The organism is Acetobacter fallax, from assembly GCF_011516735.1.
Lineage (GTDB): Bacteria > Pseudomonadota > Alphaproteobacteria > Acetobacterales > Acetobacteraceae > Acetobacter > Acetobacter fallax.
This window is the reverse complement of sequence record NZ_WOSX01000001.1, coordinates 366,360-393,260: the sequence shown is the minus strand read 5'-3', so window position 1 is coordinate 393,260 and position 26,901 is coordinate 366,360. Positions and strand designations below refer to the sequence as shown.

The following is a 26,901-nucleotide window of genomic DNA, read 5'->3' as shown; positions in this document are numbered from 1 at the left end:
GTGGAAAGATGTCATGTCCCGAATGTGACCGTCAAGCATAACTTTCCAATGGAAAGTTACCGGAAAACTCAGGTATCGCACATGACAGACAGCGCGACGACAGCTTCGGTATCCCCCGGTCATGCGCACCGGAACGGAAAAATGCCCGATCCCGAACCGGCCACACGGTATCATCACGGCGCACTCCCGGACGCCCTGCTTTCCGCCGCACGCCTTATTCTGGAACGCGATGGCGTCGCGGCTCTCAGTCTTCGCGCCATCACGCGCGCAGCAGGCGTCTCGCACACAGCCGCCGTGCCCCATTTCGGCGATCTGGCCGGCCTGCTGGCGGAACTGGCGGCAACCGGGATGGACGAACTCCGCGCCGCCCTGGTCGCCGCAGACGGCACTTCGCGCCTGATCGCGGAAGCCTACGTCTTCTACGCGATGGATCATGCCCACATGTTTGAGCTGATGTTCCGCAGCGATCTCATCGACCGGAATCGCCCGCGTTATCGCGAAGCCGCCTCGGCACTGTTCGCAATTCTGGCTGAGCCGTCACACAGTTCCGCCACCGTCGCACAGGAAGAAGACAAGGTAAAAGACGGGATATACGACATGCCTGACGCCGCTCGTTACACTGCCGCCTGGGGGCTGGTCCACGGCCTTGCCGTGCTGGCAACAGATGGTCGTCTCGATCCGCTCCGGTCGAGGCTGAAGGACCCGGTCAGCCGGAAAGAACTGGTGCGGCAGGCGATCCTGAGCGTCCCCCCGCTGCTGTAACCGTTATACGCCTCCCGTCCGGATGCGAGGAGACATATTCCGTGATTGCGCTGCCCTGACGGGGGCAGTATATTGCCCAAATCATGGGCATTGCAGATACCACCATAGTCGGGACGCCTGGCCTCCCGCCGATCAATCTCGGCGATGTTATGCTGGACACGCCTGTTATTCTGGCACCGATGGCGGGCGTGACGGACGTTCCGTTCCGTCGGCTCTGTCGTCGTCTCGGTGCCGGACTTGTCGTCTCGGAAATGATCGCCTCCTGGGCCATGGTCCGTGAAAACGAGGCAACGCTCCGCATGGCCGAGGTCGCCGACAGCGACGGGCCCAATTCCATCCAGCTCGCCGGCTGTGATCCGGACGCCATGGCCGAAGCCGCGCGTATTGCTGTCGGTAAAGGCGCCAATATCGTCGATATCAATTTCGGCTGTCCGGTGAAGAAAGTCGCGGTCGGGCAGATGGCCGGCTCCGCGCTCATGCGCGATGAGGTCGCTGCTGGCCGTCTGCTGGAGGCAACAGCCCGGGCCGTCAACGTGCCGGTCACGCTGAAAATGCGCATGGGCTGGGACCACGATCATCTCAACGCGCCCTCGCTGGCGCGGATCGCGGAAGCGTCCGGAATCAGAATGGTGACAGTGCACGGACGCACCCGTCAGCAATTCTATAATGGCATCGCCGACTGGTCTTTCATCCGCCAGGTTAAAGAGGCCGTGCACATTCCCGTCATCGCCAATGGCGACATTCTCACAATTGACGATGCCCGGCAGGCTCTGGCCCTGTCAGGCGCCGACGGCGTGATGATCGGTCGCGGATGTTATGGCCGCCCCTGGTTTTTGGCTCAGGTCGCGGAAGCCCTGCGGACAGGTCACGCCCCCCCCGATCCGGATCTCGAAACGGAACGCGGCATCGTGCTGGAGCATTACGGCATGATGCTGCGACATTTCGGCGAACGACCAGGACTGCGCCTCGCCCGTAAGCACATCTCCTGGTATTCGGCGGGATTGCGGGACTCAGCCGGGTTCCGCGCCAGCGTAAACCGGATGGAAGACCCGAACGACGTCATCGCGGCGGTCAACGCTTTTTATGACACGCAGATCGAAGAAGGCGGCGTGCGCGAACCCCGCCGGTCACGCGTCGCAGAGGCAAAGGCAGCTCAGTCAGGAACGGTACAAACGTCAGCCGTGTCAGATCCGGCATCCGCCACCGACGCCCGCCGCGCGGCATGAGATCCGTGCCGTATCGCAGCAGGGCAACGCCGGCCACCATCGCCAGTCCGAACCTGAAATTGCGCTCCATGGGCATTCACGACGACCATCCTGAAGCTGTTCCCGACAGCATGCTGCTGATGGATTGCCTGCCGATGCCGGTGCTCCTGATCGGCGCGCGCGACGCCATTCTGTTCGTGAACAGCGCCGCGGAGGATTTCTTTTCGAAATCCCGCGTCCAGCTCAGGCACGAAACGCTCCCCGAAGTGGTGCCCGCCGATCATCCCCTGTTTCTGCTTTTGCAGCAGGTGAGGGAGGTTGGAGGCACCGTAACGGAGCATGACCTCATCCTGAGCACGCCACGTTTCCACCATGAAGGAATCTGCGTTCAGGGCAGCGAAATCCCGGACTATCCCGGTCAGGTGCTGCTTGCGTTTCAGGATGCCTCCGCCGCACGGGTGATTGACCGGCAGCTCGCTTTCCGTTCGGCAGCCCGCAGCGTCTCCGGCATGGCGGCAATTCTCGCGCATGAAGTAAAAAATCCGCTTTCGGGTATCCGTGGCGCCGCCCAGTTGCTCGAAGGATCGGTGGGCGAGGCTGATCGTGAGCTTGCCGTGCTCATCCGTGACGAGGCAGACCGCATCCGGGCGCTGGTCGAGCGAATGGAGATGTTCAACGAAAAGCCCGTCGGTCGCCGCCCCGTGAACATCCACCGCATCCTCGAGCATGTTCGCGCGCTGGCTGAAAATGGCGTGGCTACCGGTATCCCGATCATTGAGGAATACGACCCCTCGCTGCCACCCGTCTGGGGCAACCGGGATGAACTGGTGCAGGTTCTGCTGAATCTCGTAAAGAACGCCGCCGAAGCGATCAAAGGTTCAGGGAAGCCAGGCACCATCACGCTTGTCACGGCTTATCGCCAGGGCATCCGTCTTGCCGGCTCTGCCGCCGGACAGCGCAGACATCTCCCGCTCCTGGTGAGTATCCGTGACACCGGCCCCGGAATCTCCGAAACAGTCCGGCCCCATCTGTTCGAACCGTTTCTGACCACAAAAGCCGCCGGCTCCGGCCTTGGCCTCGCCCTCGCCGGCAAGATCATCAACGACCATGGTGGCATCATCGAGGTAGAAAGCAGGCCCGGCCGCACTGAAATCAGCCTGCACCTTCCCGTGGTCAGCGAGGATACCGGAGATGCCGCCTAGAGACTGTTTCATAAGCCCCGCCGCCGGCAGTCCGACGCAGATTTCCCCGGACTGCGATACTCACGACCGCCGCGCTCCGAGGCCCGGAGATATATACACCGGGCGCGCCCTTGAGGCACACCCGCTCGCCGGAGAAGCGTGTGAAACAGCCTCTTAAAGATCGGATGTCCCGATTTTGCACCACGGACAGCTCCGCCATGTTCCCGTATTCACTACCCCGTCACGATTTTCGCGGATTTCATAATCACACATGACACTGCCGACCATCCTGATCGCCGATGACGATCGCTCAATCCGCACAGTCCTGAGTCAGGCGCTCGGTCGCGCCGGCTACCAGGTCCGGACAACGGCAAGTGCCGTCGCTCTCTGGCAATGGGTGGAAGACGGCGAAGGCGATCTCGTCATCACCGATGTCGTCATGCCAGACGAGAACGGCCTGGACCTGATCCCGCGTATTCGCCGTGCCCGCCCCGATCTGCGCGTGCTGGTCATGAGTGCCCAGTCAACGCTGGTAACCGCTGTCAAGGCCACACAGCGCGGCGCCTTCGAATATCTCCCCAAGCCTTTCGACCTGACGGAACTCCTTGCCGTCGTCGAGCGCGCGCTCGCGGCACCGTCGCCGCAGATCGGCAATCCGCTGCAGTCACAGCAGCCGGGCGAACGCATGCCGCTGATCGGCCGCTCAGTGGCCATGCAGGATATCTACCGCGTCATCGCCCGCCTCACGACGTCCGATCTCACGGTGATGATCAACGGTGAAAGCGGCACAGGCAAGGAACTGGTGGCACGGGCTCTCCATGATTACGGACGCCGCCGGACAGGTCCGTTTATCGCGGTCAATGTCGCGGCGATTCCTCACGAGTTCATCGAAACAGAGCTGTTCGGTCACGAACGTGGCGCCTTCAGCGGCGCGACAGCCCGCAGCTCCGGGCGCTTTGAGCAGGCAGCAGGCGGCACGCTCTTTCTCGATGAGATCGGCGACATGCCCCTGGCAGCGCAGACCCGGCTGCTCCGCGTGCTTCAGGATGGCGAATTCACAACGGCAGGCGGCAAACATCCGATCAAGGCGAATGTCCGCATCATTGCAGCCACGCACCGCGACCTGCATCAGGCCATCCGCGCCGGAACATTTCGCGAAGACCTGTTCTATCGCCTGAACGTCGTGCCAATCCGCATTCCTCCGTTGCGCGAACGCCTTGAAGACATCCCGCTTCTTGCCCGGCATTTTCTCGATGAGTGCGCCGAGGAAGGACAGCCCCCCAAAGCCCTGACCGAGGACGCCACAACGCGCCTCCAGGCATGGCGCTGGCCAGGCAACGTGCGCGAACTTGAAAACCTGATGCGCCGGATCACGGCGCTTTATCCTCAGGAAACCATCACAGGCGCACTTATTGATTCAGAGCTGGCCGAAACCATCCGTGACGGCAAACCCGCCGTTGCCCGAGGCGAAGCGCCGGGCGATGAGGAAACGCTGTCAGACGCGGTGGGCCGCCATATCCGGCGTTATCTCGCCATGGACGGAAATGGCGGCGCGCCATTGCACGATATTTACGACAAAGTCATCGCGGAAGTGGAGCGCCCCCTGATCCGGATGACCCTCGCCGCAACCCGCGGCAATCAGATCAAAGCCGCGGCCATGCTCGGTCTGAACAGAAACACGCTGCGGAAAAAGATCCGTGACCTCGATATTCCCGTCATGAAGGGGCCATCCCCGTCCGGCCGTGAGGCTGACTGAAGCGTATGGCGGGTTCGCAGACACCAGATCAGGATATGCCCCGCCATCGCGGCGGCCGCGTTTTGCTGAAGCGGGCTCTCGATCAGCGCAGCGTTGCCGTGACTCTCGTGGCCCTGGCCCTGATGCTCGTCTTCGCGATGTTCGTCGTGCTGTCCGGCGGCGCCGCCCTCGCCCATCACCCACTGATCCAGAACGCGGTCTTCGTCCTCAGCGGCCTGGCGCTGACTCTGCTCGCCGTGATGACCACGGTTCGCGTCCGGCGGCTGATGGCGGAACGACAGGGGGGGCCGGCCGGCGCGCGGCTCCATGTCCGCCTGGTTGCGCTCTTCGGGATCGTGGCCGTGGCGCCGACAATCGTGGTCGGCGTGTTCGCGACGCTGTTCTTTGATTACGGCATTCAGATCTGGTTCTCGGACCGGGTCAACACCGCCCTGAACGAAGCCCTCCAGGCGTCACGCGGCTACCTGACTGAACACAACGAAAACATCAGAACCGAAGCCTTCTCGCTGGCCAACTACCTCGTCGGGGCGGAGAACGAACTTCAGGTCAACGGCACCGATTTGCTCCACGATCCTGAGTCGCTCGGTCAGCTCCTCGACAGCCAGGCAACCGTGCGCGGGCTGACGGAAGCCGTGGTCTATGACCCGATCACCAACAGGATGATCGCGGCCGGCGGTCTCCTCAGCCGGTCGGGCTATCAGGAACCCCTGCCGCCACCCGCCGCCACCATGATGGCACGGACAAACGACGTGGCGATCTATGACAGCCCGGACGAGAAAAACGTCCGCGCCGTCGTGGCGCTTGGAGAAACGCCCGAGATGATGCTCGTCATCACCCGGCCCGTGGATCCCGAAATCGTCGGCCACATGCACAAAACCGAACAGGTCGTCGCCGATTACAGGCGCCTGAATCACAACCGCGAGAAGATTCAGGTCACCTTCGTGATGATCTTCGCGCTTGTCGCCCTCCTGGTGCTCGCCGCGGCGGCCCTGATGGGCCTGGCACTCGCCAATCAGATTGCACGGCCGCTTGGCCTTCTTATGGACGCCTCCCGGCGAATCAGTGAAGGCGATCTTGCCGTCAGAGTGCCCGAGGGCGGGCGTGATGACGAAATCCGAAGCCTGTCGCGCGCCTTCAATCTCATGACGGACGAACTGTCCAGCCAGCGCTCGGAACTGATGGTGGCTTACAGCCAGATCAACGAGCGCCGCCGGTTTACCGAAGCCGTCCTGTCAGGCGTGTCCGCCGGCGTGATCGGTCTCGATGCCCTGGCCCGCGTCGAACTGCCCAACAGAGCCGCGTGTGATCTTCTTGAAAAAGATCTGACGCAGGCCGTCGGAGAACCTCTCACTGAAACTATTCCCGAGTTCGGGCCGATTCTGGAGGCGTTGCAGACCAACGGAGAGCGAGCCTTCACCCGCGAGGTTCAGATCGGACCGCCAGGCAATCGCAGGGTGCTGCTGGTGCGGGCCGCCGCCGAAATGCGCGGCGCCGTCACGGAGGGCTACGTGGTGACGTTCGATGACATCACCGCACTTCAGTCCGCGCAACGGAAGGCCGCCTGGGCCGATGTGGCCCGCCGGATCGCCCACGAAATCAAAAACCCGCTGACGCCGATCCAGCTCGCCGCCGAAAGGCTCAAACGCCGTTTCCTGCGTGAAATCACCTCCGATCCCGAGACATTTCGCCAGTGCGCCGATACGATCGTCCGGCAGGTCGGTGATATCGGTCGCATGGTGGATGAATTTTCAGCCTTCGCACGGATGCCACAGCCAAAGATCGCCATCGAAGACCTCTCCCGTATTGTGCGGGAGGCCCTGGTCCTGCAATACGGCGCTCATCCCGAAATTGTGTACGACGTCGTCCTGCCGCCATCAGGCCCCGCGGTGGCGTGCGACCGGCGCCAGATCGGACAGGCCCTGACAAACCTCCTGCAAAACGCGGCGGATGCGATCACAATGACAGGGCGGACTCCGCCGGTGGCCCGTGAAATCAGCGAAGGCAGTCCTGACACGGGTGCTGACGGACATATCGGCACGATCCGTGTGGAAGTGTCGGTTCGTCAGGATACAGCACAGATCAGGATCACCGATGACGGCATTGGCCTGCCACATGAGGAGCGTGACCGCCTGACAGAGCCATACGTTACGCACAAACCCAAGGGTACCGGGCTGGGGCTGGCCATTGTCAAGAAAATCATGGAAGACCATGAGGGAACAATTCAGCTCAGGGATCGTCCCGGAGAAGAGGGAACCGAGGCCATTCTGATTTTGCCGGTCAAAGATACAGAGCAGAAAGAAAACGATGGCGTATGAAATCCTGATCGTCGATGACGAGCCGGACATCCGCATGCTGATCGAAGGCATCCTTCACGACGAAGGTTACGAGACCCGCGTCGCCGGTGACTCGGATTCGGCAATCGCGGCTTTTCGCGCCCGCAGACCGTCCCTCGTGATTCAGGACATCTGGCTTCAGGGCTCGAAACTTGATGGACTCGGCGTGCTGAAGGTCATGCAGGCCGAAGATCCGTCAGTACCCGTGATCATGATTTCCGGTCACGGCACCATCGAAACAGCCGTCGCAGCGCTCCAGCACGGCGCTTATGACTTCATAGAAAAGCCGTTCCAGTCCGACCGCCTTCTTGTCGTGGTCCGTCGCGCTATCGAAGCCGCCAGACTGGAGCGCGAAAACGCCGAGTTGCGGCTCCGGGCGGGGCCGGAAACCACACTGTTCGGTGAGAGCGCCCCCATCGCCGCCGTGCGCGGTCAGATCGAGCGCGTCGCACCGACCGGCTCCCGCGTGCTGATCACGGGCGCGCCCGGTGCCGGTAAAGAAGTGGCGGCGCGTATGATCCACGCGCGTTCACGCCGCGCGGACGGCCCTTTCATCGCCCTGAACTGCGCGACACTGGCGCCAGGCCGCTTTGAGGAAGAACTGTTCGGTCTTGAAGGCGCGGAGGGTGCTCCCCGGCGCATCGGTGTTCTGGAACGGGCTCATGGCGGCACATTGCTGCTCGACGAAGTGGCTGATATGCCCATCGAAACACAGGGCAAAATCGTCCGCGCGCTCCAGGATCAGAGCTTCGAGCGCATCGGCGGTTCGACACGCGTCCGGGTCGATGTCCGCGTCATTTCGACCACCAATCGTGATCTGCATGCCGAGATCGGGGGAGGGCGGTTCCGCGAGGATCTCTATTACCGACTCGCCGTCGTTCCTCTCCGTCTGCCAAGTCTCAGAGAGCGGCGGGAAGATATCCCGGAACTGGCCTGCCTGTTCCTGAAGCGTGCCGCGGAAAACGCCGGCCTGCCAATGCGCGAACTGAGTATCGACGCGATGGCCGCGCTCCAGGCCTATGACTGGCCCGGAAACGCTCGCGAACTCCGCAACCTCATGGAACGGTTGCTGATCATGATGCCCGGGAACAGCAGTGAGCCCATCCGGGCTGACATGCTGCCCTCGCAGATCAGTGAAGGTGCGCCGGCACTTCTCAAATTCGACTCAAATGCCGACGTCATGAGTCTGCCCCTGCGGGAAGCGCGGGATCTGTTCGAAACCCAGTATCTGCAGGCTCAGCTGCTTCGCTTCGGCGGCAATATCAGCCGGACAGCAGGCTTTGTGGGCATGGAACGCAGCGCACTTCACCGTAAACTCAAGCAACTCGGAGTGACAGCGGAAGACCGTACCGGCTGACCTGGCGATGCTCCCACCGGGGGAGCGCAAAGGCCGCATAAGAGGATTGCGACAGTGATCACCGGAGCCGGTTAGGAGTATTCTTCCGGAATTCGAGTATCAGCCATACGCCGCTCATCTGAATGTAGCGTGATTGCCATGAAATTGCTTTAATGGCGATTGGGTATCTTTGCGCTTTTGTCGCGTCGGCGTATTGGATGCTGTGTGTCCGGAGGATTCGGCTGCACTTAATAACAAAAAAGAAACAGGGTAATATCGTGGCAAAATCACCAGCACAGAACGTCCAGGACGTCTTTCTTGGCCACGTCAGGCGCGGTAAGGCGCCAGTCACGATTTTTCTCGTTAATGGTGTGAAGTTGCAGGGTGTCATCAGCTGGTTCGATGCTGATACAGTCCTTCTCCGGCGCGACGGGCATACGCAGCTCGTCTATAAACATGCAATCAGCACGGTCATGCCTCTCGTTCCTGTCAATGTGTTTGAAACCCCCGCCGGCACGGCCGGTGTAAACACAGTAACGGGAACGCAGGGCACGGCCCTGCAGGCGGAGAGCGACGAGTCACTTGCCGACGACATCTACTGAGACCACACCGCCCGCAACGCGGGCTGCTGTCATTCTTCCCTGGGAACGGCCCGACCGTGACCACGATGTCCGCGCAGCCGAAGCGCGGCTCGAGGAAGCGATCGGACTGACATCCTCAATCGGTCTCGTCGTCGTTCTCAACGCCATCCTGCTGCTTCGCGCCCGCCGTCCGGCCACGCTGCTTGGTGTCGGGCAGGTCGATTCGCTCCGGGAAGCGGTCGCCGAAAAACAGATATCGGTCGTCGTTATCGATTCACGGCTCTCACCCGGTCAGCAGCGCAATCTTGAAAAAGCGCTCGGCTGCAAGGTGATCGATCGCACCGGGCTGATCCTCGACATCTTCGGCGCGCGCGCCGCGACCCGGGAAGGATCTCTTCAGGTCGAACTGGCGCACCTTGAATACCAGCGCTCACGGCTCGTCCGTCTCTGGACCCATCTCGAACGTCAGCGCGGTGGTTTCGGCTTCCTCGGCGGCCCCGGTGAAACCCAGATCGAAGCCGATCGCCGGATGATCGGCGACCGTATCGTGCGCCTGAAACGCGAACTTGAGCAGGTCAGGCGGACACGCGGCCTCCACAGAACATCGCGAAAGCGGGTGCCATTCCCCGTCGTGGCCCTGGTCGGCTACACCAACGCCGGCAAATCGACCCTGTTCAACGCTCTGACAGGTGCCTCCGTCTATGCGCAGGATCAGCTTTTCGCCACGCTCGATCCGACCATGCGCGCTATCGAACTGCCCTCGGGCCGGAAAGTCATTCTCTCCGATACCGTCGGCTTCATCAGCGATCTTCCGACGGAACTGATCGCAGCCTTCCGCGCCACGCTGGAGGAAGTCGCTGAAGCGGACATCATCCTCCATGTCCGTGATATAGCTCATCCCGATTCGGCAGCACAGCGCGCAGACGTTCTTTCTGTCCTTGGAGACATGGAACGTGACGGAATGCTCGATGGTGAATGGCCGTCGCGTCTGATCGAAGTGCTCAACAAAGCCGATCTGCTGGGCGGGATCGAAGAGGTGCCTCACCGCGAGGATGCCGTCGCGATCTCGGCCATCACGGGCGAGGGGCTGCCCGATCTGATGGCAGCAATCGACGCGCACATGACCGACAGCATGGTCCTCGTGAATTACACCCTTCCGGTTCACGCAGGCAGCGCGATGGCCTGGCTCTATGAACATGGAGAGGTTGTGAAGCGCGAGGACGATGACATGCACATTGGCGTGACCGTCCGCTTCCACGACGTTGATCGTGCCCGTTTTGAAGGTCAGTTCGGTAACGTCATTCAGCCGTCGGGAAACCAGCCCGAAGCATAAAGCCGATCCGCCGCGCTTCGACTCAGATTTCCCGGGCTCCGATGCTTAAAAACAGACCCCGACAGAACGTCTCAGGGCTTCCGGAACCCACCAAAGGTCGCAAACCTTCCGGGAAGCCGGCTTATTGATAGCAGATCGGGGTGCAGGGGACCTGCCCTGGTTCGGGCAGAATCCAAATTTCCAACAATGTTCCGGCACCGTCGAATTTCCGTCAGACCGGAATGGTTTGTCCACGGACTATGGATGAGGGGAGGCGACCCCTCGGCCTCTCGTCAACGAGACTCAAAACCAGCTATGCAGGGACTGTGTTAGTCACATGCCACACTAACCCGGAAAATCAGTAATTTAATAATGGATTTTCTGGAAAGTGGCGCGAGTGACGGGGCTCGAACCCGCGACCTCCGGCGTGACAGGCCGGCGCTCTAACCAACTGAGCTACACCCGCTTTTTTCAGCGACCAGCGTTTCCGCGTCGTCGTTGGGGCGTCTTATAACCGGGTTTTCGCGGGTTGCAACTCCACCGGGATAAAAAAAATTCACAGCGCGAAAGAGGGCAGGTTCCTCTTTTCGAGGATCGCGAAAAAACTCTCCCCGTTTCAGGAAATAAAAGTAATAAAACGGAAACGGCCAGCAGAAACAGGCAGAGTGTCATGTGCGCGGAAAGCGACAGAAGATGTACCGGAGTTCGCGCCAGAAAAGAGACAAAAACCACTTTCACGCTCTGCCTGAAAAAATTGCGGAATGCGCCTTATCCGACGCGCGGTCTCCCGTTTTTCATCATACTGTTCACTCTGTGCGGCTGCGAAAATCAGCCTGCTCCGGTAAAACCGGCACAAAATCCGGATAAGCCCGGAGAATGCACCATGACCAGAATGGCTACACTCCGCGTGTTTACATCATGGGGACCACCCATCGTGCAGGTCAGCATAAACGGAAAACCGGCCGCCATGGCACTCAGCACCGGCGCCGAAACATCCACGATTTCTTCAGCCGCGGCTAAAGAGTTCGGCCTTGAGGAAGGCGGGGACTCCACAAGAGTGTATGGGACGACTGGTCCCATCGACCTGCCCGTTGCCCGTTCGAACTCCCTGCTGGTAGGCCGCGCCAGTGCATCTGATTTTGCGTTCATTGAAATCGAGGACCGGCGGCATTCCTCGTCTGCGCCCGTACCCCGCATCGACAACATTCCGATCGTGGGAGAGCTTGGTGCCGATTTCCTCCGGTCCTACGAGGTGCAGTTTGATCTGCCCGATGGCGAAATCACGCTGGCCCGGCCACGCGGATGCACGGTGAAGGACGTCAGATGGGACGATTCAGTCAGTCAGGTTCCGGTCAGAGTGTGGCCTGGCGGCAGACCAGGAGTGCAGATCCGGCTGAACGGGCATAAAATCAACGCCATGCTGAGCAGTTCCTCGACAACGACGACTGTCACACCGGAGGAACTGAGCTGGGACGACATCAAAAGCAACATGGAGGCGGAAAACCACGCTGAAATCGTACGCGGCGTCAACGGCACAGCCGTAACCGCTCACCGTGACCGCTTCGATAGCCTCCAGATCGGAAACGAGACGTTCAGTCCCGCCTGGCTTACCGTCTCTCCAATGCAAATAACGGATGCCGTCCTCGGCGCGGATTTTCTGCGTCGGAGAGTATTCTGGCTCTCTGTCAGTCAACATATGATGTATATCGAGAAAGAGAAGATCAACCCATTCGGTGCCGAACATCCCAGATTACTCACGTCCGCTGAAGAGCCCAAAGCTGAGCCCGTGAAATGATTCGTAAGATGCAGGCCCGGCTGAACGGGATGAGAAACGGGAATGATATGGCCGGTAAAACAGAAAAAACCCTGAAGCGCGTTCTGTGATCGTTCCGGAAAGCCTGAAAAAAATATCTCCCGGACGTCCCATCACCGGTTTTTATGTCTCACATCGCCGGAAAGCCGCTGCGTTTTTCGCCCTGGGCACAGTTCTGTTCGCCATCAGCGGTTGTCAGAGCGGGCCGGAAAACTGCGAAATCAGCCGGATCGGTCCGCTGCCCGTCCTCAATTCCAGTCACTCTCCGGTCGTGCAGGTCACGCTGAACGGAAAGCCCGTTGCGATGATCGTCGATACCGGCGCCGACGCCTCTCTGGTCAGCACCGCGACATCGGAAAAATTCGATCTTTCTTATACCGGAGGGCACGTCACACTTCGCGGCACGACCGGCGTCGTCGCAGCGTCGGTCGTGCGTGCGGACAAGCTGGGTCTGGGCAAGGCCATCGCATCCGATGTGTTGTTTATCGAAATCGACAAGAAGTGGGGACACATCGGCGATCTGCCGGTCGCCGGTCTGCTGGGTTCCGATTTCCTGTCGAATTATGAGGTCAAATTCGATCTTCCTCAGCACCTCATTACTTTGTACCGGATGCAGGGATGTTCTTCGAAGGATATCGTCTGGAAAAAACCTGTCGATCCGGTGCCGCTTGAGCCAGGAGACGGCAAGGACGTCCTCGTGCCGTTCAAAATCAACGGAAAACCGATCGACGCGATCCTGGACAGCGGAGCATCCGGCACCGTGATCAGACCGTCGCAGGCGCGAAAGGCCGGCGTTACGAGAGATATGCTCGCCCGGGACCCCGTCGGTTTTTCACGAGGGGTAAGCGACGACAAAGTCGTCTCGCATCGCCATCTGTTCGATACGGTCGAGGTGGGGCCGGAGATTTTTCATAACGTTCATCTGCAGGTCGCACCGCTGGAAACAGACTCCGCCCTGCTCGGCGCCGATTTCCTGCGCCATGCCGTCGTCTGGCTCTCCTATCGGGACCGGATATTGTATATCGAACGCCCGCAAAAGCGTGATGCGCCCGGTAACATGACTGACAACGTGGCCGGCAACATGACGACGGGCTCGCCGGCAACAGAGCCAGGCAGTACCGCCGTACATGCCCTCGCGAACTGAATACACGCACGAACCAGAACCACGACCACCAGGCCGGGGGCAGAGCCCCTGCCAGCCTCACATCAGCCAGCCTCGCACAGATCAAAAGCCAGACCCTCTGGTATCATCCGGTGCTGCAAGCCATTATTTTTTAACTGCGGATTTTGTCTATGGTCGCGCTGCCGTCTCCTCAGCAACTGCGTTATCTCATTGCCCTTGCTGAATTAAGACATTTTGGGCGGGCCGCGACGGCCTGTTCCGTCACGCAGTCCACGCTGTCAGCCGGCATCCTGGCGCTGGAACGACAGCTCGACGCGCCCTTGCTTGACCGTAATGTCGGCAAGCGCGTCGTCTTTACTCCGCCGGGCGAAGAGATCGTGCGTCGCTCACGGATCGCCCTGGACGCGCTCGAAGCACTGTATCACGTCGCGGAAGCGTCGCGTGAACCCATGACCGGACCAATGCGTCTCGGCGTCATCCCGACAATCGGGCCGTTTATTCTGCCTGGCCTGATCCCGCTGGTGCGCGAACGATTCCCTCAGATCAGGCTCTCCGTCATGGAAGACATGACCGAACGGCTCATGGAAAAGCTGACAACCGGACGGCTCGATGTGCTGCTTCTGGCCATGCCCTGTGACTGCGATGGCCTTGAGACGATTCCCGTCTGGCGCGATCCGTTTGTGCTCGCGCTTCCGGAGACCCACCCCCTGGCCAGGCTGTCGAAAATTCCACTGGAAAAACTGACCGAAGAGCAGATGGTGCTGCTTGAAGACGGACACTGTCTCCGCGATCAGACGGTCGATATCTGTCGACAGGGCCATGCCTGGGCCGGGAACGAGCCCGAAATCACCCACACCGCTTCTTCTCTTTACACGCTGGTGCAAATGATCGGGCAGGGACTGGGTATCGGCCTGCTGCCCAGGCTGGCAGTGGATTCGAATATGCTCGCCGGCACGGGTGTCGTCACCCGCCCTGTCACCGGTGGCCCGCTCTGGCGCACGATCGGTCTGGGCTGGCGGCTCAGATCACCCCGCACGACCGAATTCCGCGCGCTTGCAACGGCGCTGGAACGGCTGGCGCCTCCCGGAGCGGATCTGCTACTGAAAGCCGGAATATGCCGGAACGCAGCAGAGGCTCCGGGTCACTGACCTGATGCTGTCCGGGCGTGCTGCCAAGGGGAACACAAAAGTCCCGTTCTCCGCAGAGTATCGATATGCAAAAGGCCGTGTTTGCATTGACTTTCCGCGCATGGCTGCGTATGTCGCAGCAGCTTTTCATGCAAGCAGCCTGCTGGCTGACGGATAAAGAGACGGGTTATGAAGATCAGAAACAGCCTCAAATCGGCAAAAATCCGCGACAAAGATTGTCGTGTTGTGCGTCGTCGCGGTCGCGTCTATGTCATCAACAAGAAAAACCCTCGTATGAAAGCCCGTCAGGGCTGAGACAGGATCGTTCTTGTCAGGATCTGCGCCTTTAAAAACCTGTCTGCCAGCCCGCATAACGCGGCTGACAGACAGGTTTTTAATTGCGGTATCCATCAGAAAACATCTGCTGCCGGCAGTCGCCGCAGTCACTCTGCATCTCTCAGCGCCAGCAACCAGCGCAGCACCGACAGATAATGCGCCCGCACCGACGCCCGCCACCTCTCAGCCACATCCTGAGACCGTGCGGCAGTCGCGCGAGAAAGAGCTGGTAGCGAAACTCGCAAAAGCCCGAAGTGATGCGGAAGCCGCCGACACGCGGTCCGAACTCGAATCGTTGCGGACAAAACCGCTGCGTCCGGCAACGATGCTTCTGGTGAGGCGCGCAACGCGTGAACTCAGCCAGGACAAACCTGGTGACGCCATCGAAGATCTTGGCGCGGCGCTTGCCCTGCAGGGGGATGTTGCCGTGTTGTGGCGCATGCGTGCCCAGGCACGTCTGGCTGGCGGAGACACCGATGGCGCCGTCAGCGACCTCGGTATAGCGACCCTGCACGATGCGGATGACGCGGTGAACTGGGAGACCCTGACCGCCGTCGAAGACGCCCGGTCAGATGGTCCGGCTGCCCTGAAAGCCTGGCAGCACGCCATGACACTTGATCCGAAAATTCCCGGTGCCGACAAACGTCTTGAAAAACTTCGCCTGAAAGCGTTCGGCCAGCCTACCTGACCTGCCCGCCTGAAAAGACGAAGCCGCCCGCAAAATATTTCTGCGAACGGCTCCCTTCAGCATGTCAGTCTCAGAAAACTTTCCGGCGGCGACCGGATCAGTCCGGCGTCATCTGCGACGGAGACTTCATAGGCGGCATATCTGTTCTGGTCGTGTCCGGCTTTGTCACCGGTGTAGCGGTGCCGCCTGGTGTTGGCGGAATGGTGCCTGGCTGTTCGCGCTTAACCTGTTCCGAACTGGGGAGCCGTTTGGAAGGCGGAACTTTCTTTCCCTGCCAGGTGGCAGATTTGGGTGATTTACCAACCTGCTTTGCCGCGCTGTCCGCAGTCGGTGCAGGACTGCTATGTGGATCAGCTGTCGGCTGAGCGAAGGCCGGGGAAACCAGAGTTGCCGTAATGCCGGCGATTGCGGCCAGCTTGAGAATACGCATGATACGTTCCTGATAAAATAGAGAGCGTTACAGATTCAACGCACGCAGAGCGCTGATGTTCCCCAAATATGTTTCGGATGAGACCCGTTACGTTACATGGTGAAATCTGTTCCGTTGCCACACGTCACGCTGCAGCACGCAGGCGAAGACAAGCCAGCCCCAGAGCGGGAGCGTCCCGGTCGCAGCTTTTCTGTCTGTTGCAGTTGTCGCAGCGGTCAGTGCGGTTCCCGCCACCAGCGTCCCAACCGTCACGCCAAAAGCAAGATCGGGACGCCGCCAGCCAAACATCACTTTGGGAAACAGCCAGGTCCCGGTCACCGTCGCAATCCACGCGAGGATCGCATGGTTGCGGTTCCGGGATGGGGGCGCGCTGATAATGCGCGCGCCCGTCTGAAGCAGAGCAGCGTCCAGAATACTCCAGACAATGCCGAACACCGGTCCTGGCGGCGTGTACCATGGCTTGTTTAATGACCGGTACCATTCCCGTGTCGCAGGATGCGCCGAGGTCGGGTTGTAACGTCGTCCGGCAATCTGCGCGGCACCTATGCCAAGCCCTGCCAGAGCCGTTGCAAGGGATCTGATCATCAATACATCCTTTCCACGCCGTGCCGATCAGAACGGCCAGGCAGGCAAAAGGATGCATCGGAGAACGGAAGAACCGGGCTCCTGGTTCATGAAGTGCAGAACATGGTCAGACTGATAACAGCCTGACCACATGAAAAGCCCTTTGGTCATCAGTCAGGATTCAGAGCGGGACTGATCCGGCTCCGAACCCTGCTCAGCTGTTCGCGCCGAATGTGTTGCGCGAGGCCTCGAACAGGAACCATGTGCGCTTTTCACTCTCGTCGATCCAGTTTTCGAGCAGACTGGTCGTAGCGCAGTCGCCAACCTCACTCGTCAGACCATGCACCTGCCTCATCTCTGAAACGAGCTGCTTATTGTCCTCGCAGAGCTCCGCCAGCATGTCGTTCGCATCAACATATTCGGCATCATTGTCTTTAATGCGCTGAAGCTTTGAAATCTCGCCAATCGAATGCAGCGTCGTGCCGCCAATGCGCCGTGCCCGCTCCGCAACCGTATCAGTCATGGCAAAAAGCTCGGCGCCCTGGTCATCAAGCATCAGATGATAATCGCGGAAATGACGTCCGCTCAGGTGCCAGTGAAAATTCTTCGTCTTGAGATACAGCGCAAAGACATCGGCCAGAAGCGCCCGCAACGCGGCCGAAATGTTTTCGACGCCTTCTTTGGGCAGATCGCTGGGTGTCCCGAGAAAATGGTGGATCTGTGCCGAGCGTGCCGCGCTTAACTTGGGAGAAGGTGACTTCGTCATTGGTTCATTTCCATCAACGTGGTCTGGCCTCCTGTCCGGAGGGCGCCCGAATGACACCACGGAGTGAGGCAAGACAAAACACATGGTCATCAGAGACCGCGACGCAAAGGCAGGCGCCGAACATGGCTGCCTGTCAACCGGATGAGGAAATTGTCACATGACCGTAATCCGCCGGAGAATACCGGTTCTCCACAGGGCTTCAAAATAGCGTGAGCGATCGCGTCCTGCGATGCGTGGCACGAAAAGACTCGGGAAACAAAGCGTGGCCGTCACGCAAAACAGCCTCGGCTTCACGCGTAAAACCCCCCCCGGAGTGATGCAGAACGAGCCCGGGAAGCAGGCGTGATCCCGCCCGTCCATGCAGCCTTCCCCGAATCAGAATAATCCGCGCCTCGCGGCCCGGCTCCGGCCAGAGCGGCACAATTTCCGCACTCCCGATATCACTCGCCTCGCACGCCGCCAGCGCCGGTGCCGTCAGATCAGCAGGCAGGGCCAGCGTCAGAGAGCCCTTGGGTCGCAAAAGAGACGCCAGCGCGGAAATCCAGGCCAGAATGGTGTCCGGCCGCGTCGCCCGCCTCGCCTTGTCACGGCGCATCTCCGGTGAAGGCGTCGTGTTAACGCGATGCCAGGGCGGATTGGCGAAAGCATGATCGAATCGCCGGTCAGCCGGGAGCGGTCCGTGCCGGCAGTCGTAACAGGCCGCCGCGCCAGCCACCCGATGCCGGAAGGACGGGTCGGTAATGTCAGCATTCAGGAGAGTCAGATTGTCGTGATGATTATCCCGGAAATTTTCTTCGGCGAGACGGACCGTCGCCCCGTCCAGTTCGACCCCGAGACCTTCAAGACCGGAGACACGCCGGGTGAGGCACAGCAGCCCGGCCCCGGCGCCACATCCCGCTTCAATAACCCGCTCCCCCCGCCGGGCAGGGACGAGAGCCGCCATCAGCACAGGCTCCAGGCCCGTCCGGTAGCCGGAACGGAACTGGCGATAGCGCACCAGTCCGCCCAGAAGCGTGCCTTCCGTCGTGTCAGGACGCACCGCCGGTGCCGGGGTTGCAGGGTGCGCAGCTTGACCGTCCATTGACCGCCGCTCATATGGTTGCACTAACAGGGTATCCTGCCTCGGGAGAAAATCGTTTGCGCGTTGCAGTCAATCTGCCGGAGACGGAAGGCACCGCAAGTCCAGACGCAGAAGTCCGATCCGGAATCGCGGACTCTGATGATCGTGCGGTGACTGAATCCGCTTCCGGCGCTCAGAACAGTGAGGCGGCGCTGAAAGCGCTTGCGGACTATCTTGCCGACGACATGCTCGCCTGCAACCGGGAAATCATAGCCCGCATGCAAAGTGATGTCCCCCTGATCCCCCAGCTCGCGGCACATCTCGTGGCAGCAGGCGGAAAACGCCTCAGACCACTGCTCGTCCTGGCAGCGGCACGACTCGCCGGCTATGAAAATCAGGGCGAAGCCATGCGCCACATCGGCGTGGCCGCCTGCGTCGAATTCATCCATACCGCGACTCTGCTGCATGACGATGTGGTCGATAACAGTCAGCTTCGCCGCGGCCTCGCCAGCGCCAATGCGGTTTTTGGCAACAAAGCGTCCGTGCTGGTCGGCGATTTCCTGTTCGCACGCGCCTTCCAGATTCTCACCGCCGATGGTTCGCTGCCCGTGATGGCGATCCTGTCGGCCGCATCGGCCACCCTGGCGGAAGGCGAGGTCATGCAGATGACCACGCAGAACGATCTCTCCACATCGGTCGATCGCTATCTTCAGGTCATTTACGGCAAGACCGCGGCCCTGTTCGCCGCAGCCTGTGAAACCGGTGCCGTCGTAGCCGGCGTCGATGACGACACGCGTGAGGCATTGCGGCTCTACGGCGCCAATCTCGGTATGGCCTTCCAGCTCGTCGATGACGCGCTGGACTACTCAGCCGATCAGGCCGTTCTTGGCAAAACAGTCGGTGACGATTTCTTTGAAGGAAAAGTCACGCTGCCCGTCCTCGCGGCCTACCATGCCGGAAACGAGGAAGAGCGCGCCTTCTGGCTGCGGACCATCGAAAACAGCGAAGAGCAGAAAGAAGCCGATCTCGAACGGGCGCTTCAGCTGATCGCCAAAACGGACGCCATCAATGTCACGATGGCCCGTGCCCGTGATTATGCTGACGACGCCTGCAAGGCGCTGGAGCAGGTTACGCACACGCTAAAGAAGACGACCATCCATACGGCGCCGCTCACACAGCTGCTCATGGATGTAGCCCGCTACACAGCCGATCGGGCCCGTTAAACAGGCAATAAATATAAATCCCCCGCCGGGGATTCCGCACGGGTTTTCCGGTCGCCGGTGCCCGCAGCCTGTATGGCCGCTTTGTTCCTGTGCTTCAGAGACACGCCGACAGCGCCCGCGGACCCGGCAAAAACACGACTGAAACGGTTGCTCAGCCCGCACTGACCCTCGTGGATGGCACCTGCCAGAGACTGAAACCGCCATACCCGAAACGCCGCAGCCCCGTTTCCAGCCTGGATTGCTCGTCCGGCTGAGCCGTAAACCACGCCTGCCCGGACCCCGCAGCCCCACCTTTCCTGGTTCCCGGATGCACACCAAGCACGGCAGCGGTCTGCTTCGCGACAGCCTCCGCCGGATCAAGCCAGGCAACACCGGCAGGCGAAGCCTCCCGAAAAGTGTCCATCAGAAACGTGTAATGCGTGCAGCCCAACGCCACAGCATCGATTTTGCCACCATCCGGATGCCCGAATAAACCGGCAAGCTCCCGCCGGATCAGCGCCGGATCAGCCATCGCCCCTCTGAAAACTGATTCGGCACTGTCAGCCAGATGACGCGCGCCATGCGCGATCAGCGTACAGTCGGGGGCAAACTGCGCCTGCAAAGACGCAACATAAGGTCGCCGGACAGTCGCCTTCGTCGCCAGAAGCCCGATCACGCGGGTTCTGCTGAGGCGTGCCGCCCAGCGGATCGGTGGAACACAGCCAATAACCGGCACCGGACACGCGCCGCGCAACGCCGTGAGCGCCAGCGTGCTGGCGGTATTGCACGCAACCACCACCGCATCCGGATGAAGCCGCGCAACCGCATCCCGCACTAGCGAAACGATGCGCTCCGTCAGGAACGCGTCGTCCTGTTCGCCATAGGGATAAACAGCCGTGTCCGCGAGATAATCAATCTCCGCCCCGGGCATAGCCTCCCGCAACGCAGCGACGATCCCAAGACCGCCGATGCCGGAATCGAACGCCAGAACACGCGGTGGCCTCGTGATATCCGTCTGCTGACCGCCCGACACCACGGAAATCAGGAATCGCGGGCTGTCTTCAGGGCGAGGGCTTCTTCAAGACTGCCAACGCCACCATGCCGCGCCGACCAGCCACACGGATCTTCAAGAAACCGGCGAACCTCGGCAGCGGCTTCTTCTGAGAAGTAGGGCCGTTCGGCACAGGCTTCCAGTACGTCCCACCAGGTGCACAGGGAGTGCAGACTGATCCCCATATCGGTCAGAGTCCGGTGCGCCCCCGGAAAAACGCCATAGAAAAACACAACAAAGGTATGATCGACGATCGCACCGGCATCGCGCAGCGCTTTTGCAAATCCAATCTTTGAGGCGCCATCCGTCGTCAGATCTTCCACAAGAAGCGTCCGCATGCCTTCAGGAACATCGCCCTCGATCTGCGCATTGCGGCCAAAACCTTTCGGCTTTTTGCGCACATACGCCATCGGCGTCATCATCCTGTCGGCAAACCACGCGGCAAAAGGAATGCCCGCCGTCTCACCGCCAACGACAGCGTCGATGCTTTCATAGCCAACATGACGACCGATCTTTTCGACACCAAGTTCGACAATCTTCCTGCGCGCCCGGGGGAAAAAGATGATGCGCCGGCAATCAATATAAACCGGGGACTTCCATCCGGATGTCAGCGTGTAAGGCTCTTCAGGGCGAAAATTCACCGCCTTGATTTCAAGCAGCAACCGTGCGGTTGTGAGCGCTGCATCCCGGTCCCACACCGATGCATCATTGCCGAGAACTGATTCCTGTCCGATCATGCGTTCCATGTCCCTTTCTCCTCGCGCGCGTTCACCGGCGATGTCGTGGCATAGCTGCACACGGGCAGAAAATCTATTCTCAGCCGTCCCGTGCCGGCCAGATCCGGCTCTTTCGTCGCGCGACGACAATGGCCCGCCCGCTCAGGGGCAATCCGGTCTTCTCCGGTCATGATGGTGCAGGAAACAACCTGCGATGTGCCACTCTGGGTGATCGAGTCCTCCGTGCCCGGACGGGTCGGACCCGCTCACGCGCTGGCAAGCCGGTTTGACTGTTCGTTCCGCCGGATGCGCGATCTGTCGAACGCCGAAGCCGGCTGGCGCCCGCCACGCCTGATGCTGACATCCGGAATCGGCGCCGGGCTGGCCGGACTCGCGTTGCGACGACGCTTTGGTGCCCCGGTCGTCCATTGCAGCAGTGGCCGCCTGGCAACCGCTCTGACGGGCGGACGTCCATTCGATGCGGTCATTCTCCCGCTGATGCATCGCAGTAGCCGGGCCAGCACTCACATTATTCCCGTCCTGGGTCCGCTGACGATCGTTTCAGCCGAACTCTGCAAACGGGCGCGCCGCCTCTGGATCGAACGTCTGGAACATCTGCCGGAGCCCAGGGTCGCCGTGGTGCTGGACGCGGGAGAAGGCCTCACGCCCGCGGAAGCAGACGCCGCGGCACGGCGTCTCGGCCTCATGGTGCAGGATTATCGCGGGTCGGTTCTGCTGTCTGTCTCTGAAGGGGTGCCGGAAGGCATCGCAGATGTCTTCATCGAAGCGCTTGGCTCCTGTTACAAACTCGTCTGGCGACATGGTGAGCCCGACGATAACCCGACGCTTGGATTTATCGGCTGTGCCAATGCCGTGGTCGTCTATGGCGGTCGGGCAGTCACGCTCGCGGAAACTGCGGCGACCGATCTCCCTGTCTTTCTCGGACATGTGCCCGGACGCTTCGGACAGAACAACCGAATGGCGCGAGCTCTGGTCTCCAATGGGTATGCCAGGATTTTCGACAGCGATTTCTCGCCCTGGCCCCGTGAGGCGCTTGATGAAGCCGGTCGCGTCGCGTCGTTGCTGAGAACCAGATTCGGTCTTTAGCGATCCCGGAGGCGATGGAGAGATCGCACCGACGTGATGACAGAACCTTACAGACGAGCGCCACAGACAGGGCTGTCCTCTTGCGCGTATGGCCCGGCAGCCGCTATGCTTTACACAAGTTGCGAATGATTATCAATGTGAGGACAACCTGCTGTGGTCGAAACCAGTCAGATTGCGCGGAATTGCGAACGGGCTGTCGTTACGGCCTATCAGGAACTGAAACTTGTCGGCACGAATGATGTCTCAGCCTTCAATGCCTGCACGACATTATATCGGATCCACCACCCGGAATCGTCCGTGAACGAGGCCCGGCGGCTCGTCTCGGAATGGATCGATCATCACGTCGTCAAAAAAGAGGCCGGACCGACATCCGGCTGCGACTGCGCCTGAAACACCACGCAGTACCACCTGTCTGACGACTGGCGTCGTCGATCTGACCGAAAAGTCAGGATATCGGACACATCAATAAAGGCCCCGACTTCAGCCGGGGCCTTTATTGATTGATACCAGCCTGCATAAAAGCTGACCGTCATGAAGAAGACCGGGTTCCGCCTGAACCCGGAAGGGGCCGCAGACCCCTGATTAATAATAAAATGGTTTCCAAAGGTCTGTGACCTTTGGTGGGTTCCAGGGCAAAGCCCTGAGAAGGTGCCAGCACTTAATGACAACAGAGCTTTCGCAAAGGTCTCCGGCCGTCTGGCGCGTGCGGACTCGTCTCCTCCCGTGTGCCAGCCTCAACACTGGTTGGGTATGAGAGTGAATCGTTTCAAAACCCACAAAACCCCGCTCCACAAAAAGGACGGGATAAGTGGATAAACTCCAGCCAACCTCCGGAAAAATGACAGGCACTGCAGAACAGTCCCGGCACAGTTCCGAACTCACCGGCGATCAGGCTGCTTCAGAAAAACAGCCTGATCCGTCAGATCTCAGGACTGGCCGATCAGGGTCGGCGATCGAGCGGCGTCATATCCCGCTTTTCCGCACCCATGTAGAGCTGGCGCGGACGGCTGATACGCTGACCAGGCTCCTCGATCATTTCCTTCCACTGACTGACCCAGCCAGTCGTCCGCGCAACCGCGAACAGCACCGTGAACATGCTGGTCGGAATGCCCATCGCCTTGAGAATGATGCCCGAATAGAAATCCACATTCGGGTAGAGCTTGCGCTTTACGAAATAATCGTCACTCAGCGCAATCTTCTCAAGCTCAACAGCGAGATCAAGCAGAGGATCGTCCTTGATCCCAAGTTCGGTCAGCACTTCATGACAGGTGGCCTGCATGATCTTCGCGCGCGGATCGAAGTTCTTATAAACCCGGTGCCCGAAGCCCATCAGCTTCACGCCGCTGTTCTTGTCCTTCACCTTGGCAATGAAGTCCGGAATGTTCTCAACCGAGCCAATCGAAGCCAGCATCTTCAGCACCGCTTCATTGGCACCGCCATGCGCAGGTCCCCACAGAGCCGCAATACCAGCCGCGATACAGGCAAACGGATTGGCTCCCGTCGAACCGGCCATGCGAACTGTCGAGGTCGAAGCATTCTGCTCATGATCCGCATGCAAAATCAGAATGCGATTCATGGCACGCGCCAGAACCGGATTGACCTTGTACGGCTCAGAAGGACGCGCGAACATCATCGAGAGAAAATTCTCGGCGTAGTTCAGATCATTGCGCGGATAAACGAATGGCTCGCCAATAGTATATTTATACGCCCAGGCAGCAATCGTCGGAATCTTCGCAATCAGGCGCATCGCAGAAAGATCGCGGCTTTCCTGACGGGAGATGTCGTTGGCATCCGGATAGAAAGCGGAAAGTGCCCCGACCGTGCCGCACAGAATCGCCATCGGATGAGCGTCACGGCGATATCCGTTAAAGAAATTCCGGATCTGCTCATGCAGCAGCGTATGATTCGTCAGAGTGTCAACGAATGTTGCATACTGCGACTTATTCGGCAGTTCACCGTTAAGCAGCAGATAGATGACTTCCGGATAGGAGGCCTGCTCCGCCAGCTGATCAATCGGATAACCCCGATGCAGCAGAACGCCTTTATCACCATCAATGAACGTGACTTTGCTCACGCACGATGCGGTCTCGCCATAGCCCGGATCGAACGTGAAAATGCCCAGATCGGCTGTTATGCGACGAATATCCACAACGTCAGGGCCAAGAGTGCCCCTCAGAACCGGCAGTTCAGCCGTATCGTCCCCAAGTTTTATGCTGGCGGATTTACCCGTCACTGCTGTCTGCGACCCGCTCATGGCGTTACTCCTGCAACAATCTGACCACCTGTCCTGCGACGGTGGCGTCACCGACGTTTGTCTCTGATCGGGCGCTAATCCGAAAGCCGTGGAAGGGCTCCAAACCCGTCACCTTGTTGAGAGCCGGCCCGATAGGGGAGATTTTCGGCTCAATTTTGCGAGAACGACTCAAGCCAGGCTGTCCTGGGTCCAAGCCCCTTCCACGCCAGAGCAATCGATTCCTGCTTCTCAACCTCCACACGAAACGAAGCGAGCGTTCCCAGCCCAAAGTCCGATTCGAGCGCTGTCTCCACACCATTCAGATAGCGGGCGAGGGCAGGGAGCCCCGGATTGTGGCCCACCAGTAAAACTGTGTGCACCGCGTCAGGCGTCACACGCAGCCTCGCCAGCAACTCATCGGGGGCCGCAAGATAAAGTGTCGGCTCAATCCTGATTTCCGGCCGAATGTCCGACCGGCTGTTCTGCCCGAACGGAAGCAGCCCGGCATAAGTCTGGCGCGTCCTCAGAGCCGGGCTGCACAGCACCAGATCCGGAACGATCCCGGCCCGCCGCATCATCTCACCCCGATGTCGCGCCAGCCGATGCCCTTCTTCCGTCAGAGGGCGGGCAAGGTCCGCCGCAGCACTCAGATCGCCGGCCGGAGCCGGCACGGCTTCCGCATGCCGTAAAAGAAGAAGCCTGTGAGCAACAGGTTTCACTGTCGCGCGACCGCCGCAGTGTCGTCGTCCCGGGCAATCGCCTCATGATGACGAATCACTTCGCGAATAATGAAATTCAGAAATTTCTCGGCGAAATCAGGATCGAGATGCGCATTCTTCGCCAGCTCACGCAGCCGGGCAATCTGCCGTGCTTCCCGCTGAAGATCAGCCGGTGGCATTTTATACCGCGCCTTCAGTTCCCCGACCGCCTGGGTGCAGCGAAACCGTTCCGCCAGCATCGCAACCAGCGCCATGTCAATGTTGTCGATGCTCTGTCGCAGCGCAGCCAGCTCCGCGACGGGATCGGCACCGTCAACGGAAACTGCCTGCGCGCCTTCATGCAAATCTGCCGCCACGCCACTCCATCCTGTCCTGTGTTCCGGTCTGTCCGTCACCGGGCGCCCGCAAGCCCCCATGAAAACAGCGAGCTCTCATTCACCACGCCGTGAATGAGCGTGTCAAAACAGTCTTCACCGCAGGCCATGACAGGGCGGCAACAGAAGAATCGGCTCAGAAGAGGGCAGGGGACTGAGTCGGCCAGTCAGATAAGGGCTGAGCCGGATAATCGGGCACATCAGCAATTTCGTCCGGCAGATCAATCCAGGCGAGATGCCCGCCCTTGCCGGCACCCGTATCCACAAAAACCGCCGTCCCGCCCGAACGCCCCTGTTTGACCCACGGACGCCCGTCCGTGGAGCGCCGGTCGTGACCGCAATAGACCGTATGCCCGGCGGGAATATGATCCACCCAGTTGAGCCGACGCTCCGGATACCCGTCCGCCTGCGTCCCGCCAGTAACCTCGCCAAACAGGGCGCGTGATAAAAGATGCGAGACACTCTCAAGGCCAGGATGGCAGGGTTCGGCCAGCATGCCCGTATGAAAAGCCGCGTGAACAAAAATTCGCCTGCCAAGCTTCAGCCATGTCGGCGCCGCCTGAAACAAAGAAAGAGCCCGTTCCAGAACGTCAGAATTTTCCGGTTCGATCAGTTGCTCAATCGTGGCTTCCAGCGGCGCATCCCGGCGCAGCTTGCGTCCCAGCAAAGCCCGCCCAAGCTTACGGTCATGATTCCCCAGCAGGAACAAACCCCGGTCGTCATCAATAATCGACGCCATCAGCCGCAGAGCACCGGCACTGTCCGGCCCGTAATCGACCAGATCCCCAAGCTGCACAATAAAACGATCCGTCGCGGCCGCATGCCTGAACGCTTCAAGGTCACCATGCACATCGCCCACAACACGAATGCGGCGACCGGCAACTCTGCGTCGAAAGTCTGTCTCGTCGTACATAGCGGGCCCACCACGTCTTCACTTATATTATATGGGCAGTCGTCACGCGGGAGCGAGGGCATGCGGCGCTGCTTTTTTTCACTATAGCGCGGGATATCTGTCTGTGGTGCCCCCCTGCTCACGGGATTTCGATCAGAAGCACGCGTCATTTGCCTTTGTGCACAACCATGTGACGCGCCTCCCGCCATAAATTGCGCGTAGATGGGCGGACTA

27 protein-coding genes and 1 tRNA gene are annotated in these 26,901 nt (G+C 60.1%); 16 read left to right on the top strand and 12 right to left on the bottom strand.

All coding sequences use genetic code 11. The annotated features are described in order from the left end of the window. The first annotated feature begins 141 nt into the window (after positions 1-141). The 8 genes from GOB85_RS01705 (at position 142) to hflX (ending at position 10,487) form a co-directional block, all read left to right on the top strand. Complete coding sequence (locus GOB85_RS01705; RefSeq protein WP_173575853.1) at positions 142-762, top strand: TetR/AcrR family transcriptional regulator; 621 nt, start codon at positions 142-144, stop codon at positions 760-762. Between the two features lie 83 nt (positions 763-845). Beyond that, positions 846-1,988, top strand: a complete 1,143-nt coding sequence (dusB, locus tag GOB85_RS01700) for a tRNA dihydrouridine synthase DusB (protein WP_173575852.1) — start codon at positions 846-848, stop codon at positions 1,986-1,988. A gap of 68 nt (positions 1,989-2,056) precedes the next feature. Then, on the top strand, positions 2,057-3,169 hold the full coding sequence (locus tag GOB85_RS01695; RefSeq protein ID WP_173575967.1) for a two-component system sensor histidine kinase NtrB: 1,113 nt from the start codon (positions 2,057-2,059) through the stop codon (positions 3,167-3,169). A 250-nt stretch (positions 3,170-3,419) separates the two neighbouring features. After that, the gene (ntrC, locus tag GOB85_RS01690) at positions 3,420-4,904 is read left to right on the top strand and encodes a nitrogen regulation protein NR(I) (RefSeq protein WP_173575851.1); all 1,485 of its coding nucleotides are present in this window, start codon (positions 3,420-3,422) and stop codon (positions 4,902-4,904) included. A gap of 5 nt (positions 4,905-4,909) precedes the next feature. Next, a complete protein-coding gene (locus GOB85_RS01685; protein WP_408737006.1) occupies positions 4,910-7,219 on the top strand; it encodes a sensor histidine kinase NtrY-like in 2,310 nt (769 codons plus the stop codon). Beyond that, positions 7,209-8,594 (top strand): nitrogen assimilation response regulator NtrX, encoded by a 1,386-nt coding sequence (gene ntrX / locus GOB85_RS01680; protein WP_173575850.1) that lies wholly within the window; start codon positions 7,209-7,211, stop codon positions 8,592-8,594. The genes GOB85_RS01685 and ntrX overlap by 11 nt, the downstream gene beginning before the upstream one ends. Positions 8,595-8,851: 257 nt before the next feature. Then, a complete protein-coding gene (gene hfq / locus GOB85_RS01675) occupies positions 8,852-9,175 on the top strand; it encodes an RNA chaperone Hfq (RefSeq protein ID WP_173578980.1) in 324 nt (107 codons plus the stop codon). After that, positions 9,156-10,487: a GTPase HflX gene (hflX, locus tag GOB85_RS01670; RefSeq protein ID WP_173575848.1), complete on the top strand. Its 1,332-nt coding sequence runs from the start codon at positions 9,156-9,158 to the stop codon at positions 10,485-10,487. Before hfq ends, hflX begins: the two co-directional genes overlap by 20 nt. Positions 10,488-10,855: 368 nt before the next feature. Here hflX and GOB85_RS01665 read toward each other — a convergent pair. Next, positions 10,856-10,932, bottom strand: a tRNA-Asp gene (locus GOB85_RS01665). Positions 10,933-11,349: 417 nt separating this feature from the next. On the opposite strand from GOB85_RS01665, the gene GOB85_RS01660 reads away from it, so the two are divergent. From GOB85_RS01660 to GOB85_RS01640, 5 genes are all read left to right on the top strand, one after another. Then, on the top strand, positions 11,350-12,261 hold the full coding sequence (locus GOB85_RS01660; RefSeq protein WP_173575847.1) for a retroviral-like aspartic protease family protein: 912 nt from the start codon (positions 11,350-11,352) through the stop codon (positions 12,259-12,261). Positions 12,262-12,346: 85 nt separating this feature from the next. After that, the gene (locus GOB85_RS01655; RefSeq protein WP_173575846.1) at positions 12,347-13,423 is read left to right on the top strand and encodes a retroviral-like aspartic protease family protein; all 1,077 of its coding nucleotides are present in this window, start codon (positions 12,347-12,349) and stop codon (positions 13,421-13,423) included. Between the two features lie 149 nt (positions 13,424-13,572). Beyond that, complete coding sequence (locus GOB85_RS01650) at positions 13,573-14,550, top strand: hydrogen peroxide-inducible genes activator (RefSeq protein WP_173575845.1); 978 nt, start codon at positions 13,573-13,575, stop codon at positions 14,548-14,550. 168 nt (positions 14,551-14,718) lie between these two features. Beyond that, entirely contained in the window at positions 14,719-14,844 is a 126-nt protein-coding gene (ykgO, locus tag GOB85_RS01645; protein ID WP_025886195.1) for a type B 50S ribosomal protein L36, read from the top strand. Positions 14,845-15,067: 223 nt separating this feature from the next. Beyond that, on the top strand, positions 15,068-15,553 hold the full coding sequence (locus tag GOB85_RS01640) for a tetratricopeptide repeat protein (protein ID WP_173575844.1): 486 nt from the start codon (positions 15,068-15,070) through the stop codon (positions 15,551-15,553). A 97-nt stretch (positions 15,554-15,650) separates the two neighbouring features. Here the strand turns inward: GOB85_RS01640 and GOB85_RS01635 are convergent, their stop codons facing one another. The 4 genes from GOB85_RS01635 to GOB85_RS01620 form a co-directional block, all read right to left on the bottom strand. After that, the gene (locus tag GOB85_RS01635; protein ID WP_173575843.1) at positions 15,651-15,983 is read right to left on the bottom strand and encodes a hypothetical protein; all 333 of its coding nucleotides are present in this window, start codon (positions 15,981-15,983) and stop codon (positions 15,651-15,653) included. A gap of 87 nt (positions 15,984-16,070) precedes the next feature. Further along, positions 16,071-16,568, bottom strand: coding sequence for a TspO/MBR family protein (locus tag GOB85_RS01630; RefSeq protein WP_173575842.1), 498 nt, complete (start codon positions 16,566-16,568; stop codon positions 16,071-16,073). Between the two features lie 193 nt (positions 16,569-16,761). Further along, the gene (locus GOB85_RS01625) at positions 16,762-17,313 is read right to left on the bottom strand and encodes a Dps family protein (RefSeq protein ID WP_173575841.1); all 552 of its coding nucleotides are present in this window, start codon (positions 17,311-17,313) and stop codon (positions 16,762-16,764) included. A gap of 199 nt (positions 17,314-17,512) precedes the next feature. Beyond that, positions 17,513-18,394, bottom strand: coding sequence for a tRNA1(Val) (adenine(37)-N6)-methyltransferase (locus tag GOB85_RS01620; RefSeq protein ID WP_173575840.1), 882 nt, complete (start codon positions 18,392-18,394; stop codon positions 17,513-17,515). 56 nt (positions 18,395-18,450) lie between these two features. On the opposite strand from GOB85_RS01620, the gene GOB85_RS01615 reads away from it, so the two are divergent. Then, positions 18,451-19,596, top strand: coding sequence for a polyprenyl synthetase family protein (locus GOB85_RS01615; protein ID WP_408737005.1), 1,146 nt, complete (start codon positions 18,451-18,453; stop codon positions 19,594-19,596). 151 nt (positions 19,597-19,747) lie between these two features. Here GOB85_RS01615 and GOB85_RS01610 read toward each other — a convergent pair whose 3' ends face one another. Genes GOB85_RS01610 through GOB85_RS01600 form a run of 3 tightly spaced genes read right to left on the bottom strand, consistent with a single transcriptional unit; the run spans position 19,748 to position 21,533 of the window. Next, positions 19,748-20,608: a glutamate racemase gene (locus GOB85_RS01610; RefSeq protein ID WP_338421608.1), complete on the bottom strand. Its 861-nt coding sequence runs from the start codon at positions 20,606-20,608 to the stop codon at positions 19,748-19,750. Between the two features lie 8 nt (positions 20,609-20,616). After that, the gene (locus GOB85_RS01605) at positions 20,617-21,372 is read right to left on the bottom strand and encodes an orotate phosphoribosyltransferase (protein ID WP_173575838.1); all 756 of its coding nucleotides are present in this window, start codon (positions 21,370-21,372) and stop codon (positions 20,617-20,619) included. Beyond that, a complete protein-coding gene (locus GOB85_RS01600) occupies positions 21,360-21,533 on the bottom strand; it encodes a hypothetical protein (protein ID WP_173575837.1) in 174 nt (57 codons plus the stop codon). The genes GOB85_RS01605 and GOB85_RS01600 overlap by 13 nt, the downstream gene beginning before the upstream one ends. On the opposite strand from GOB85_RS01600, the gene GOB85_RS01595 reads away from it, so the two are divergent. Beyond that, a complete protein-coding gene (locus GOB85_RS01595) occupies positions 21,532-22,449 on the top strand; it encodes an ELM1/GtrOC1 family putative glycosyltransferase (RefSeq protein ID WP_173575836.1) in 918 nt (305 codons plus the stop codon). The genes GOB85_RS01600 and GOB85_RS01595 overlap by 2 nt on opposite strands. 153 nt (positions 22,450-22,602) lie before the next feature. After that, positions 22,603-22,839: a hypothetical protein gene (locus GOB85_RS01590; protein ID WP_173575835.1), complete on the top strand. Its 237-nt coding sequence runs from the start codon at positions 22,603-22,605 to the stop codon at positions 22,837-22,839. A 550-nt stretch (positions 22,840-23,389) separates the two neighbouring features. Here the strand turns inward: GOB85_RS01590 and gltA are convergent. The 4 genes from gltA to GOB85_RS01570 all read right to left on the bottom strand — a co-directional run bounded on the left by gltA (position 23,390) and on the right by GOB85_RS01570 (position 26,688). Beyond that, positions 23,390-24,703 carry a citrate synthase gene (gene gltA / locus GOB85_RS01585; RefSeq protein WP_173575834.1) on the bottom strand — a complete coding sequence of 438 codons (1,314 nt, stop codon included), beginning with the start codon at positions 24,701-24,703 and terminating at the stop codon, positions 23,390-23,392. A 149-nt stretch (positions 24,704-24,852) separates the two neighbouring features. Further along, positions 24,853-25,401 carry a histidine phosphatase family protein gene (locus GOB85_RS01580; RefSeq protein WP_173575833.1) on the bottom strand — a complete coding sequence of 183 codons (549 nt, stop codon included), beginning with the start codon at positions 25,399-25,401 and terminating at the stop codon, positions 24,853-24,855. Next, complete coding sequence (locus GOB85_RS01575) at positions 25,398-25,745, bottom strand: chorismate mutase (RefSeq protein WP_408737012.1); 348 nt, start codon at positions 25,743-25,745, stop codon at positions 25,398-25,400. Before GOB85_RS01575 ends, GOB85_RS01580 begins: the two co-directional genes overlap by 4 nt. 166 nt (positions 25,746-25,911) lie before the next feature. Beyond that, the gene (locus tag GOB85_RS01570) at positions 25,912-26,688 is read right to left on the bottom strand and encodes a metallophosphoesterase (protein WP_173575831.1); all 777 of its coding nucleotides are present in this window, start codon (positions 26,686-26,688) and stop codon (positions 25,912-25,914) included. Positions 26,689-26,901: the final 213 nt, after the last annotated feature.